At 38.6% G+C, this 14,106-nt stretch carries 12 protein-coding genes; 7 read left to right on the top strand and 5 right to left on the bottom strand.

Annotation, left to right across the window (positions count from 1 at the left end; genetic code table 11):
- Positions 1-127 precede the first annotated feature (127 nt).
- On the bottom strand, positions 128-868 hold the full coding sequence (gene map / locus ACZ9EE_RS30125) for a type I methionyl aminopeptidase (RefSeq protein ID WP_476032257.1): 741 nt from the start codon (positions 866-868) through the stop codon (positions 128-130).
- 243 nt (positions 869-1,111) lie between these two features.
- On the opposite strand from map, the gene ACZ9EE_RS30120 reads away from it, so the two are divergent.
- Positions 1,112-2,425 carry a D-serine ammonia-lyase gene (locus ACZ9EE_RS30120; RefSeq protein WP_476032256.1) on the top strand — a complete coding sequence of 438 codons (1,314 nt, stop codon included), beginning with the start codon at positions 1,112-1,114 and terminating at the stop codon, positions 2,423-2,425.
- 49 nt (positions 2,426-2,474) lie between these two features.
- Here the strand turns inward: ACZ9EE_RS30120 and ACZ9EE_RS30115 are convergent, their stop codons facing one another.
- From ACZ9EE_RS30115 to ACZ9EE_RS30105, 3 genes are all read right to left on the bottom strand, one after another.
- The gene (locus ACZ9EE_RS30115) at positions 2,475-3,980 is read right to left on the bottom strand and encodes a pyruvate kinase (RefSeq protein WP_476032255.1); all 1,506 of its coding nucleotides are present in this window, start codon (positions 3,978-3,980) and stop codon (positions 2,475-2,477) included.
- A gap of 148 nt (positions 3,981-4,128) precedes the next feature.
- On the bottom strand, positions 4,129-5,487 hold the full coding sequence (locus tag ACZ9EE_RS30110; protein ID WP_476032254.1) for an arsenic transporter: 1,359 nt from the start codon (positions 5,485-5,487) through the stop codon (positions 4,129-4,131).
- A gap of 338 nt (positions 5,488-5,825) precedes the next feature.
- Entirely contained in the window at positions 5,826-6,659 is an 834-nt protein-coding gene (locus ACZ9EE_RS30105) for a hypothetical protein (protein ID WP_476032252.1), read from the bottom strand.
- A gap of 256 nt (positions 6,660-6,915) precedes the next feature.
- Here ACZ9EE_RS30105 and ACZ9EE_RS30100 point away from each other — a divergent pair, with 256 nt between their 5' ends.
- The 5 genes from ACZ9EE_RS30100 to ACZ9EE_RS30080 all read left to right on the top strand — a co-directional run bounded on the left by ACZ9EE_RS30100 (position 6,916) and on the right by ACZ9EE_RS30080 (position 11,437).
- Positions 6,916-8,004 carry a CotH kinase family protein gene (locus ACZ9EE_RS30100; RefSeq protein WP_476032251.1) on the top strand — a complete coding sequence of 363 codons (1,089 nt, stop codon included), beginning with the start codon at positions 6,916-6,918 and terminating at the stop codon, positions 8,002-8,004.
- A 132-nt stretch (positions 8,005-8,136) separates the two neighbouring features.
- Positions 8,137-8,664, top strand: coding sequence for a hypothetical protein (locus ACZ9EE_RS30095; RefSeq protein ID WP_476032249.1), 528 nt, complete (start codon positions 8,137-8,139; stop codon positions 8,662-8,664).
- A 60-nt stretch (positions 8,665-8,724) separates the two neighbouring features.
- On the top strand, positions 8,725-9,954 hold the full coding sequence (locus ACZ9EE_RS30090) for a hypothetical protein (protein WP_476032247.1): 1,230 nt from the start codon (positions 8,725-8,727) through the stop codon (positions 9,952-9,954).
- A 190-nt stretch (positions 9,955-10,144) separates the two neighbouring features.
- Positions 10,145-10,807: a DUF2642 domain-containing protein gene (locus tag ACZ9EE_RS30085; RefSeq protein WP_476033155.1), complete on the top strand. Its 663-nt coding sequence runs from the start codon at positions 10,145-10,147 to the stop codon at positions 10,805-10,807.
- Between the two features lie 237 nt (positions 10,808-11,044).
- Positions 11,045-11,437 (top strand): thiol-disulfide oxidoreductase DCC family protein, encoded by a 393-nt coding sequence (locus ACZ9EE_RS30080; RefSeq protein WP_476032246.1) that lies wholly within the window; start codon positions 11,045-11,047, stop codon positions 11,435-11,437.
- An 86-nt stretch (positions 11,438-11,523) separates the two neighbouring features.
- On the opposite strand, the gene ACZ9EE_RS30075 is transcribed toward ACZ9EE_RS30080, so the two are convergent.
- Entirely contained in the window at positions 11,524-12,063 is a 540-nt protein-coding gene (locus ACZ9EE_RS30075; protein ID WP_476033154.1) for a GNAT family N-acetyltransferase, read from the bottom strand.
- 579 nt (positions 12,064-12,642) lie between these two features.
- On the opposite strand from ACZ9EE_RS30075, the gene treP reads away from it, so the two are divergent.
- Entirely contained in the window at positions 12,643-14,067 is a 1,425-nt protein-coding gene (gene treP / locus ACZ9EE_RS30070; protein ID WP_476032245.1) for a PTS system trehalose-specific EIIBC component, read from the top strand.
- Positions 14,068-14,106 lie beyond the last annotated feature (39 nt).

The raw sequence follows: 14,106 nt of genomic DNA, 5'->3' as shown, positions 1-14,106 counted from the left end.
ATTTCACCAACATTCCAACAATTGAATAAGAGGTGGATTTCATAGCAGGATTTAACAGTCCGGTATTAGTTTTTCTCATAAGAGGCAAAAAAAGAAAGCGTACCTATATACGCTCTCCTTCGATGGATTATTTAGTTAAAATGATTGGGCCATCCTTGGTAACAATCAAGGTATGCTCATATTGTGCGACAAAGCTTTCTTCGGTTACATAGGTCCAGCCATCATCTAGTTGGAATACTTCCTCGTCATGGGTAGAGATAAATGGTTCAAAAGCAATGACCATTCCTTCTTTCAGCAGCCCGTGGTCCGAAGTTTCATTATAGTTATAAATATACTCAGGTGCTTCGTGAATCGTCCGCCCAATGCCATGTCCGGTAAGGTTCATAATGACCGTTAACCCGTTCTGCCTTGCAACTTGATGAACGACTTTACCCAGACCGGTAATTCTGGCACCTGGTTTTACCTTTTTTAACCCTGCTTCAAAGGCTTCTTTGGCAACATCACAAATTTTCGAAAGGATTTCCTCGCCTTTGCCTACTACAATGGAAACCCCCGTATCAGCGAAGTAACCATTTTTTGAACCGGAAACGTCGATATTAACTAAGTCCCCTTCTTGAATTACACGCTTTCCAGGGATTCCGTGTGCAACTTCTTCGTTAACACTGATACAAGTAAACCCTGGAAAATCATACTCGCCTTTTGGTGCAGACATGGCACCTTCTTTTTCAAAAAGTTCTCCGGCGAGATCATCAAGTTCTTTAGTGGTCACGCCTGGAACGGCTCTTCGGACTAGTTCATCTCTGATTGATGCCACGATTCTGCCAATTTCCTTTAAACTGTTAAAATCCTCTTCTGTTTTTGCAATCATTGGTCTTGCCCCATTCTACATAATTTATTTGTAAAAACACCATAACTTAGATTTTACTCGTCCTTCCGCTAAAATCCAAGTATGGATGATTGTTCTTATTTTTTTGAAAATAGTTCTGACGTTCCTTCAAGCTGTTATACGTCGATGAAACGTTTTTGTTTTTCTTACGGTTAAGCCATTCACCCTACAATCATTGGGTGATAAACTAAACTTATCATTAAAAATGCTTGGAGGAATTCATAAATGCCAACAGAAAAACAAATCATACTCGAAAAAATGAAATCACTCGACGAGGTTTTTTGGTTTAATCCGAATATCCAAAATGGTCAAAACGGCCTGAAAGCCGCACAGGTCACGTTGGCAGATATTCAAGATGCAGAAGAACGATTAAAACGATTTGCTCCCTACATAGCCCGCGTATTTCCTGAAACTAAAGCAGCCAATGGAATCATTGAATCCAAGTTGACAGCTATTCCTGCAATGAAACAAAAATTGGAGAAGAATTACGGTCAGCCATTTTTGGGGGATTTATGGTTAAAATGTGACAGTCACCTCCCCATTTCCGGCTCGATTAAAGCAAGAGGCGGCATTTACGAAATCCTTAAACATGCAGAAGATTTAGCCATTGAAAAACAACTTCTTAGCAAAGATGATGATTATTCTAGTTTAGACAGTGAAGAATTCCGGCATTTTTTCTCACAATATACAATTGCAGTTGGATCAACTGGTAATCTTGGATTAAGCATCGGGATTATCAGTGCTGCATTAGGATTTAGGGTAACTGTCCATATGTCAGCTGATGCGAAACAATGGAAAAAGGATTTGCTTAGAAGTAAAGGAGTCCAAGTCATTGAATATGAGGCTGATTATAGCATAGCAGTCGAGTCTGGCCGTATTCAGGCCGAGAAAGATCCGCATTGTTACTTTGTTGATGATGAGAATTCACAGCATTTATTTCTTGGATATGCTGTGGCGGCGATAAGGTTAAAACATCAGCTTGAAGAGCTTGAAATTAGAGTCGATGAACATCACCCCTTATTTGTCTACCTTCCCTGTGGTGTCGGCGGTGCTCCCGGCGGCGTTACGTTTGGTTTAAAACAATTGTTCCAAGATCATGTTTACTGTTTTTTCGCTGAACCTACTCATTCACCCTCCATGTTACTCGGACTAATGACAGGACTCCATGAGAAGATTTCCGTTCAAGATATCGGGATTGATAATGTTACCGCAGCGGATGGGTTAGCGGTTGGCAGACCTTCCGGATTCGTTGGCAGGATCGTTGAGCCAATTTTAAGCGGGGCTTATACTGTTAGCGATGAAGAGTTATTTAAACTTTTAAAGGATTTGGTTGATACAGAGAAAATAAGATTAGAACCTTCAGCTCTTGCTGGGATGCTCGGTCCTGTAAACCTTTGGCAAAAAGGTCAGTTATTTTTAAAAGAGAGGCACTTGTTAGAGAAAATGGAAAATGCTGTTCATATTGTTTGGGCAACAGGCGGCAGCATGGTTCCTAACGAGATCATGGAACAGGATTATAAAAAAGGTTCCAATCAATAGACTGATGGAAAATGGCGTGTCAACTGGATAGTTGAAACACGCCATTTTTCTACGCCTTGCTCTTTGGACCAAATATCCCATATTGTGTAATTAAATCCGATTGTTGCTTCAGTCTTGGCGGATCAGCACCCCTTGTATTGACTATTTTCACTAACATTTTCACTGCGTCTACAATAAAAGCTCCTTTATTTAGCATGATGCAGTTTGCCCGAGTTCCGTAAGCTGCATCGGTGATTTCTGCACGCGTCGGTATCCCCTTTTTTGTTAGCTTTTCCAATACGCCTGTTGCCCATATAACGGGGGTGTAAGCGGCCGAGCATATAGTTAAAATTTCATCTTGTACAAAAGATAAATTCTCTAGACCAACCTCAACGGCCAAGTCGCCTCTTGCTAACATAATTCCGAATCTTTTAAAATGTAATCCTTCGAGAATGATTCTCGCCAAATTGTGGACTGCATCCTTTGTTTCGATTTTCGCGACAACACCAATATCCGTCCGCTTAACTATTTCTAATTCTTGTCGTAACTTTTTTAAGTCAAGTGGTGAGTGAACAAAGGATATTCCTACAATATCTGCGTGCTTAGTAATAAACGGTATGTCCGCCAAATCCTTTTCCGTTAAGGCCGGAAGATTTAAGCTTAACAGAGAATCAGGTAAATTTAGCCCCTTCCCTTCTTTAATCCGCATCGGTTTGAGTGCGGGCGAATCAATCACCACTTCAACAAATTCTTTAGTAACCTGTGTGACAAATCCATGAATTTTCCCATCATCGATAAAAATAGAATCGTTTACACGAACATTTCGAAACGCCTTTTCAAGTGTTACCGGAACACCAGCCGGAATATCGTCGAGAGCGGAATGTCCACTAGTTTCGGAATTCAGATATAATCGCAGCCGATCCCCTTTCATCACCAAAATTGGAGCAAACGGAAGTTTCCCAACTCGTACCTTAGGACCTGCTAAATCCATATAGATTTTACAAGCGTTCTTATCATACTTTCCTTCCAGCCTCAGCTTTTTTTCTGCTTCTCGTATTGCATCAATGAGGTGCTTCCATATTTCCGAATCATCATGAGCGCAATTGATTCGAGCAACGTCCATTCCATTACGTAATAGCTCCTCTAGCTGGTTCGGATTGTGCAAGACTTTAGAATCCACTGTGACCATAATGGCTGGCTGGTTCAATCTACTCCCGAAAAGGTCCTCTGTCCGCTTTGTTAAGATTTTACTTGATTCGTCCGGAGTGGGCACCTGTAAACTTTTTTGCGAAGGTAAAGAGATAGATAAATAGGCTAATATTTTTTCTAGTGTATATAAAAGGTGTGCAGGTGATTGCATTAGATCTGGAAGCCCTTTATTCTTAAGTTCTTGCCGTAAACTTAAGAAGTGTTGTTCACGAAGTCCAAGATACGAGATCAAATTGTCCCGACACATGCTCGCATCGTCCTGCAATTCGTGTTGATCCGCTACATGATGACTAGACTGAATGATTTGTTTATAGATCCTTACTAGTCGTTGTGGTAATTCTTGTTGGTTTAGTGAGAATTCTACCACATCCCCTTCACATCCTTATATCCCGAACTTAATAAGTGCTCACCTTATTTATTATTCATAAATGTAAAAAGTGTGTAGTAGTGTTTTGATCAAAATAAAAACAAGTTTAATGAACTAGGTAACTTTCATCAAACTTGTTTAGGTGGCCCTATTTTACAAAAATAAGCATAAGCCATAGATACAAACTGATTAAGGTAAAGATCAAGGTTGGCGGTATGACGATTAACGTCACTTTCATGTATTCTACCCAGGTAATCTTAATTTTGCTTTTCTTTAAAATATGCATCCAGATTAGGGTTGCCAAAGTTCCAATCGGTAGAATAAGGGATCCTATATCACTTCCGATAATATTGGCTAAATACACTGTTTTCATAATTAGGGGGTCCAGTCCCATTTCTGTCAAGGCCAAGGTTGAGACCATCAAAGCAGGATGATTGTTAAAAATGTTGGATAAAAGGGCTGTAATGCCCCCCATTGTCAAGCTTGCATGGAAGAAGCTGTCCTGGACAAGCGGTTTAAGATGTTCAATTAAATAGGCAGTTAATCCGATATTGTGTAATCCAAAAATGATCACATACATGCTAAAGGCAAAAATTAATATGTGCCAAGGGATTTTTTTCAGGACATCCGTTGGACTCACTTTTAAATACATCCATCTCCAAATCAATAGAATTAACGAGCCGCAAACCGCTACTAAAGAAACGGAGATGCCAATAAACGATGCGATAAAAAGACTAATTCTGACAATAAAAACGAAGATTAACATTTTAATCATCAGTTTCTTCTGCTGGGTAAATAGACTTTCAGAGTTTTGTTGGAGCGGATGGAATGGGCGGTTTTTCTGCAATGGAATCGAGTACGAATGGAAGCGGATTTGGGATGGAATGTTCTTTTTAAAAACGAGGAACAACAAATAGGCTAAAAACAATAGACCAATGACTCCTGGAACAAACATCATTTCGGTTTGTAGATAAAGGTCCATTCCAATAATTTTCAATGCAATCAGATTCACAATATTGCTTACACCAATCGGGGCACTCGAGGCAGTGGCGATTAAAGCTCCACTTAAAAGATAAGGGATTTTTTGTACATTTTTTAGTTTTAAGTTATTTAAAATTAGAATCAGGATCGGTGTTGTAATGAGAATACTTCCATCGTTATTAAAAAATAACGTCATTAAAAAGCATAAAATCAAGGTATTCCAATATAAGCGGTAACCAGAACCCCTTGATAGTTTCAGCATTAGTGCCGCGGTCCAGCTGAAAAAGCCTATGCTCTCAAGAACGATTGCCATTACAATCGTAGCTATAATGGTAATCGCAGCTCCCGTTACCTTGGAACTAATATCAAGTAAATCCCCGGTTGAAACACTACCGCTCAGAAAAACGAGAACAGCGCCAATTGTGGCAGGTAAAGCTTCGTTCATATTTTTTGGACGGATAAAGATCATGACCATAGTAAGGATAAAAGCAAATATAGTGATAATTACCGTCATTTGGTGATACATATAAATGAATTTACTCCCTTCGTTTAGTTTCCTTCCGTTTATTTTCCGTTTTTTTCTTCTTGTCCCTTGCAATATAGTACGTCCAAAATGAAGGCTCGCTCTAAACGAATATCCCGTAATGAAACAAATCAGCATCTATCTATAAATTTTTCCAAAAAATATGTAAGCTTGTATCTCATCTAAGGGATAATGTTTTTTCTTTTAAATAAAGGAGGTTTTCGCAAATCAGCAACAAAGTTTAGGGGAAATAAAAAAACCGATATTTTAAATATCGGCTTTTGTAATTAGATTATAGATAAGGTTAATTATCCTATATTACTTGTTACCTTTTGGCCCCTTTAGTCCTTTTGGTCCTTTTTGTCCCTTGGAACCCTTGCTGCCACGGGAGCCGCTGCTGCCACGGGAGCCGCTGCTGCCACGAGAACCTCTGCTGCCTTGGGAACCTCGGCTGCCACGGGAACCTCTGCTGCCACGGGAACCTCTGCTGCCACGGGAACCTCTGCTGCCACGCGAACCTCTGCTGCCTTGGGAACCTCTGCTGCCACGCGAACCTCTGCTGCCTTGGGAACCTCTGCTGCCTTGGGAACCTCTGCTGCCTCGAGAACCTCTGCTGCCTTGGGAACCTCTGCTGCCACGAGTACCTCGGCTGCCTTGGGAACCTCTGCTGCCACGTGAGCCTCTGCTGCCACGCGAACCTCGGCTGCCTTGGGAACCTCGGCTGCCACGTGAGCCTCTGCTGCCTCGAGAACCTCGGCTGCCACGAGAACCTCTGCTGCCTCGAGAACCTCGGCTGCCACGAGAACCTCTGCTGCCACGAGTACCTCTGCTGCCTTGGGAACCTCGGCTGCCACGAGTACCTCTGCTGCCTCGAGAACCTCTGCTGCCACGAGAACCTCTGCTGCCACGAGTACCTCTGCTGCCTTGGGAACCTCTGCTGCCTCGAGTACCTCTGCTGCCACGAGTACCTCTGCTGCCACGAGTACCTCTGCTGCCTTGGGAACCTCTGCTGCCTCGTGAACCTCTGCTGCCTTGGGAACCTCTGCTGCCTCGTGAACCTCTGCTGCCTTGGGAACCTCTGCTGCCTTGGGAACCTCTGCTGCCTTGTGAACCTTTGCTGCCCTTAGAACCTTTAGACTTTTTAGGACCTTTTTTTGGGCCTTTTTTAAATTCAACAGGGTTATTGATTAAAAATTCAATTACCCCATTCTCTTGTGCTTGAGTAAGCAGGTTTTCCATAACCATTCTCATTTAAACACTCCACCACTTTCCATATATTTATACTTCATTGATAAGTTATGGGAGTTAGGACCAAAGTGTCATAGACATTAGTTTATTTTTTTAAAAATTACCAACTTACCCATAAACTGCACAAATACTATTGAAACAGCATAGAATTCTAAAAAATGTATTGAATTAGGGGTTTTTAAATTGCAAAAATATGAAATTTTGATTAATCCCAAGATGTTAAACCAGCTGAATAAAGATATCTGGATGGATAAACATGTTCCGGCAGTCCTCAAAATAGGAAACAATCAATATTCAATCGGCTTGGCCTATCGCGGAAATGTAATTCGGAAGAAAAAAAAGAAATCCTATAATATTATTTTTCAAAAACCCTTTACTATAAATGGTGCTCATGAAATCCATTTAAACGCAGAATACAATGATATCTCACTTAGCCGTAACAAGCTTTCTCTTGATTTCTTTGATAGCATAGGTGTCATTTCGCCACATTCCAAGCATGTCCTTGTCTATATAAATGGTTTCTGTAAGGGAATTTATTTAGAGATTGAATCCTTCGATCAATTTCTTTTGCAAAAAAGAAATTTACCAATGGGGCCGATTATTTATGCGACAAACTACTACGCAAATTTCTCCCTGCTGTCTCCAAAAAAGAAATTAAAATCGAATTTACTGGAAGGATATACCCTTAAATATGGTGATCAGGATGATTTGACACCTTTAGAAGATTTAATTTCCAAAACGAATACCCTGAAGAATGAGGTGTTTGAAGAGGAAATAACTAAGTTATTAAATGTGGACCAGTATCTAACATGGTTGGCAGGGGTGGTTTGTACACAAAATTTTGATGGCTTTATTCATAATTATGCACTCTACCAAAATAGTGAAACCAACACTTTTGAAATTACGCCATGGGATTATGATGGAACTTGGGGAAGAGACCTGCATGGAAAGCTTCTTGATCATGATTTTGTACCTATAACTGGGTATAATACCCTAACAGGCAGACTACTTTACTTTCCTGATTTTAAAAAGAAATATTGTGAGATTCTTTCCTCCATTTTAGACTGCCAATTTACTGTTGAAACACAAATAGACATTATTGAAGAAATCTTTGAAACTCTGAAGCCTACTATACAAATGGATCCTTATCTAAACAGAACAGGTGATATTCTTAATAAAGAAAAGGACGTAATCATTAATTTCATTGAAAAACGAAATAGCTACTTAAAGCAGCAACTAATTAAACTACAGGATGACAAAGTATATGGTTGAATATCATATACTTTTTTTTGCCTATTTTTTGCAAAAAACACGAAAAAGGGCCTCTTTATTAGTACAACGTCATCCCGTGATACATATAGATGGAGTGTAAATGTTTATTTAATAAAGGAGGAAAAAACTTTTATGGATAGAGAACTTATGAACATGCATGTGGGTAAAACAATTAGGGTAGATCGTGGCGGTCCAGAATCCAGAATCGGGAAATTGCTTGCTGTATTTGAAGACTTCTTTGTACTTCTAACAGAAAAAGACGGTGTGGTTTATTATAAAACGAACCATGTCAGAAGTATCACAGAAAGTTCTAAAGATGCGATGAAATTGGGCTTGAAAATTCCTGAAAAATTTGATTTTAAGACTGCAGAAAATTTTCATAAACTTTTAGAAAGCATTAGATTTCAATGGGTGAAAATAAACCGCGATGGTGGTCCAGAGTCTTTAGAGGGTGTACTAAGTGACTCTAACAAACACTATGCGTCTCTCATCGTGAATGAAGAAGTGGTTCGTTTTTCATTGAAGCACATTCGAAACATTAGCTACGGCCTGATGGTGGAGAAATCATCAAATGATGACGAGAGCAGCAGCCACAATTCTGATAACAATAATGAGGAAAATGATAACCAAAAAAATGATGAAAGCACAGATAACGAGTAAAAAACTATGTCGCTTCTCCAACAAGAGAAGCGACCCATTATCTCTTAAGGAGGATGAAACATGGGGTTAGAAAAATTTTCAGCTGCATTGGATTTACTAAAAGGGTTTCAAGTAAATCTTTATGTGGGTGAAGACATCTTTAAAGGAAAATTGATTGGCGTAGAAACTGACCATGTAGTTCTAGAAACTGAAAACAAATATATTTTCTACTATAACATAGATAAAATCCAAGCTATCCTTAAAAATACAAAGCAGTTTCAGCCGGAGGAAGCATCTGTAGAATTCAAAAAAACACAGAGCTTAATGGAGCTCTTACACTCTTTTCAATATTCATGGGTAACGATCCTGAGTATTAATAAACAAAGCTTTTACGGTGTACTAAGCGAGATTGATGAAGATTTTGTTACGCTGATAAATGGCGAAGAGCGAATCCTCATCAAGATAGCCCAAATCTCCAATATTTTAAAAGGATTTATAAAAGAAAAACAAGAGAAAAAAGAACAGGAAAAAACTGAAAGCAAGAATGAAACGAATAATCAAGAAAAAGAATCAAACGAGTCTAAAGAATCGAACGATTCAAACAAGAAAACCGAAACGGACAATTCAAAAGAGTCTAAGGAATCCAAGGGTTCAAAAGAGAAAACGAATAAATCAAAGGATAAAGTTGAAGATCATTTCTCATATCCTGCACGAAAAGAATATAAGGCTGAAACTAAAGCAAGTGAAAAAAAATCAAAATCCCCATCCACCCAAGAAAAGTTCGAGATAAAAATTGAAGCTGAATCCTCAGAAGTTATGGAGCCGAACCACATGGTGGTCTGGTCAAGTTCACACAAAAGTGAACCAACTATACAAGATTACCACTCAGCAAAAGGGAACATGTATCTTGACGAGTTTGAATCAATGCAAATGTTTAAAAGTGAAGTAAAAAAACCAGTAAGTGAAACGGTTCTAAAAGAGCAGAAAAAGGGCGAAGAACTCGGTTCTAAATCCAACAATGTGAAATCCCATCAAGAACCTGAAAAACCTAGTAAACCAACATCCACTTCCCCTTCAGCTAAAAAAGAAAAGAAACAAGAAAAACCTCAAGAAACCGTAACACCTGTATCTAAGCAAACAGAAACTCCTTCACAGGAAAAAGTATATAACGATACGAAAAAAGTATGGAGACAAAAAAAGCAAGAAACTAGAGCCGTCCGCGTTACCAGTGAACCCGTATCCCAAACTCAAGAAAGAACGTTCCCATTTGCAGGTTGGCCAAGTAACAATAATCGAACCTTTAGATTCTAATTGACCACATTGCACATGAAAACAAGTCGATCACTCAGTCAAACAAGTATTTCAATGGCATCCATGTCCTCTTACAAATAAGAGCTGGGCAACAAGTCAGTTATGAAGATGGATAAAGAAGTGATCCTATCAGCCCATCTCTATTTGTGAATGGAAATGCCTGGGAAAGGATGTGAGTAAATCCGTGAAAATGAAAGAAAATATTGGTAAGTATATAAAAATTGAAATATCTGGAAAGAAGTCGATCTATGGACTTTTGGTGGATATTGGGAGTGATTTATGGGTTCTATTTAACGGAATTGACTATCTTTATATTCCAACCATTCATATTCAAAATTGGCAGTTTATGAAACAATATGAAATTGATGAAATTACCTTCAACGACGAACCTGTCCCCATTTATAATCATAATGAAGAGATTTCGCTACGGAAAACTCTTACGGCGGCAAAAGGAATTTTCACAGAAATCTATGTCACAAGTAATCAAGCTTTACATGGTTATATCATTAGTATCATGAATAATTACTTTGTCTTTTACTCCCCCATTTACAAAACCATGTTTATTTCGTTAAACCATTTAAAATGGTTAATCCCTTATACGAACAATCAACGCCCATACGGACTAAGTAACGCCAGTCTGCCTGTAAGTCCAAGCAGCCTCTCATTTGCCCGGTCCTTTGAAGTCCAGATTGAAAAATTAATTGGAGAGTTAATTGTATTTAATATCGCGGAAAATGAAAATGTGATTGGAAAAATTCAATCCATTAACAATAATTTTGTGGAATTGATTAGTGCAAAAGAAGACCCGATTCATATTAACTTCCAGCATATTAAAACAGTGCATATGACGTAACCGGTTTTTTTTAGCCCAATTTTAAACAAGCTTTTTTATGCAGCATAATAAGAAATATCTAAAAGGAGTGTCGTGTGACACTCTTTTTAATTGTAAGGAAACTATTTCGAATGGTTAGATTTTTGATAAAGCGTTTACCTAAACCCTAACTACCTTTAAAAGAACTATTGTGACTTCTTATGTTGATAAGTGCATTATGATATGCTAATGACATCTAGGTTAAAGTTGGTGATTTAGATGGAACGAATTATTTTATTTGACGGTGAATGTAATCTTTGCAACAGCAGTGTCCAATTCATCCTAAAAAGAGACCCTGATGGGAAATTTAAATTTACCTCTCTTCAAGGAAAGATTGGTCAAGATTTGTTGGATAGACATGGCTTAAAGATGGATGTTAATAGCTTTGTTTTAATTGAGGATGAAAAATTATACCTAAAGTCGAATGCCGCTTTACGTGTTTGCAGACAGCTAGAAGGTCCTTGGAAACTGTTCACGTTCTTTCTGATCGTTCCCCCTTTCCTAAGGGATTTTGTTTATGATATCGTGGCAGCTAACCGCTATAAATGGTTTGGAAGAAACGAAAGTTGTCTATTGCCATCAATGAAGTGGAAGAATAGATTTTTAGAATAGAAGTCTGATGAAGAAATCTTCTGTGAACCACTGGGTTATTATCCGTTATTTCTTATTGAAGGACGCAGCCCAATAGTTCGCAAAATTCAGCGCTGAAAGGACGCTTTATGAAATTGACTAATAAAAGTAAAAAGAATCTCCCCCTCCGTGGGAAAGGTCTTTTCCGGTTTTAGTTTTTTATACATAGCCTGATAAGGTTCGGGCACCCAGATATAGTGGTGGATATAATCCGTTAAGACAAAACCACATCTTTTCCAAAAAGCAACTCGGGCCTGATTCTCAGGCGTTTCTTCGGCTTCGACTTCAATCATTAAACTAGTATAGTTTTCAGAAGTCATAGCCCAATCCTCGATATATTTCAACATATGAATTCCCGTACCCTGTCCTCTCTGTTCATTTTTTACTGCCAAATAATCGATAAGCAGTGACTGTGTGCCTTTCATTTTACCGGTTAACGCCATCGCTGCTGCCCGCCCATCAATAAAACCGATATGTAAAAAACAAATTTGTTTCCGAAACATATTTCGGATGATCTTTTCCGGTTTTGCCCCTTTATCAGCAAATGCCTGTTCATAAATCGGACGGACCTCGTCCCATAATGCATCATTCCACTGATCCAACGTCATAAATTCCACTTTAATGTCCCTCACTTTTTTATAAGGAAATGTATGTAGATCTATCGTATCAAATAATCGGTTAACGATGCCAACCCACAAAAAAAGGAACCTTTGAATAGATTCAAAGGTTCAAACAGAGAACTTAGTGGTCTAGGCTAAGCTCTCACAATTAGGAGGTCTAAACTCAGAAGAATTTAAACAAGTTCATTTTATCATTTTCGGAATCTTCTATCAATAATTTATTACTGTAAAGTGGAAAAGTAATTCAAAAGACATATGCTGAAATAATAAAATAGTCCCCCTCCTCCCCATCCTATTTTATCCATTAAGTTTATTTAAGCATGTTTTTTTAATAAAACTCCCATAATAATAGCGAAATTTGCCCTTTTAATAGATTATAAACTATTTTAAAAAACTTAATTTTTTTTGTTGACAGACATGTATATACAAGTTACAATGAAACCGTAAACAAAACTTGTATATACAAGATGAGAAAGGGAATGAAACCGTACCCATTATTTATATAGAAGTTTTGAGAAACTAAGGAAAGAAAATGGTCTTGACACCATTTAATTAGGGGGAAAGAAAATGACGAAGTATACAGATCCTTCGAAGGAACTACTACAACATATTGGTGGTAAAGAAAATATTGCAGCCGTAACCCACTGTGTAACAAGAATGCGTTTTGTTTTAAATGATCCAAGTAAAGCAAACGTAAAAGAAATTGAATCCATTAAACTTGTGAAAGGTACATTTACCCAAGCTGGACAATTCCAGGTTATCATCGGTAACGAAGTACCTAGCTTTTATAATGAATTTGTAAAAATTGCAGGGGTAGACGGCACTTCTAAAGAAGATGCGAAAAAAGCGGCCAAGCAAAATCAGAACTGGATTCAGCGGATGATGGGTCACTTAGCGGAAATCTTCACGCCATTAATTCCTGCCCTAGTAGTCGGTGGTTTAATCCTTGGTTTCCGAAATATCATTGGTGACATTAAATTATTAGATGATGGAACAAAGACGATTGTTGAAGTATCCCAATTCTGGGCAGGTGTTCACTCATTCCTATGGCTGATTGGTGAAGCGATCTTCCACTTCCTTCCAGTCGGAATCACCTGGTCAGTTGCAAAAAAAATGGGTGCATCCCAAATTCTTGGTATCGTTCTTGGTATTACCTTAGTATCACCACAATTATTAAATGCTTACGCTGTTGCTGGTGCAAAAGAAATTCCAACATGGAATTTTGGATTCGCGCACATTAAAATGATTGGTTATCAAGCACAAGTTATCCCTGCGATCTTAGCTGGTTTAACATTAGGTTTCTTTGAAACAAGATTACGTAAAATCGTTCCAAATTCAATTTCTATGATTGTTGTACCGTTCTTTGCATTAGTTCCAACTGTATTAATCGCACACACCATCTTAGGTCCTATCGGCTGGAAAATTGGTGCTGGTATCTCTCACGTGGTATACGCTAGCTTAACTTCATCATTTGGCTGGTTGTTTGCTGCAGTATTTGGATTCGCTTATGCTCCACTCGTTATCACTGGTTTACACCATATGACAAATGCGATTGACCTTCAATTAGTAAGTCAATTTGGTGGAACAAACCTATGGCCAATGATCGCTTTATCAAATATTGCTCAAGGTTCAGCGGTTCTTGCCATGATCTTTATCAACCGTAAAAATGAAGAAGAAAAGCAAGTTTCAATCCCAGCAACTATCTCTTGTTACCTAGGTGTAACAGAACCTGCTATGTTTGGTATTAACTTAAAATATGGCTTCCCATTCCTGGCTGCGATGATCGGCTCGATGATTGCAGGTGTTGTATCCGTTGCAAGTGGTGTAATGGCTAACTCCATCGGTGTCGGAGGTCTACCTGGTATTCTTTCGATCCAGGCAAAACATATGGCAATGTTCGCTATCTGTATGTTGATTGCAATTGTAGTTCCATTCATCTTAACTACAATTTTCTCAAAGACTCGTTTGAATAAGTCAAAGTTAAGCAATTAATTAGCACTCCTTACAGGAGGGAGACCATCTCCCTCCTTT

The organism is Bacillus sp. URHA0034 (genome assembly GCF_056280405.1).
This window is presented reverse-complemented; position numbering and strand designations above follow the sequence as displayed.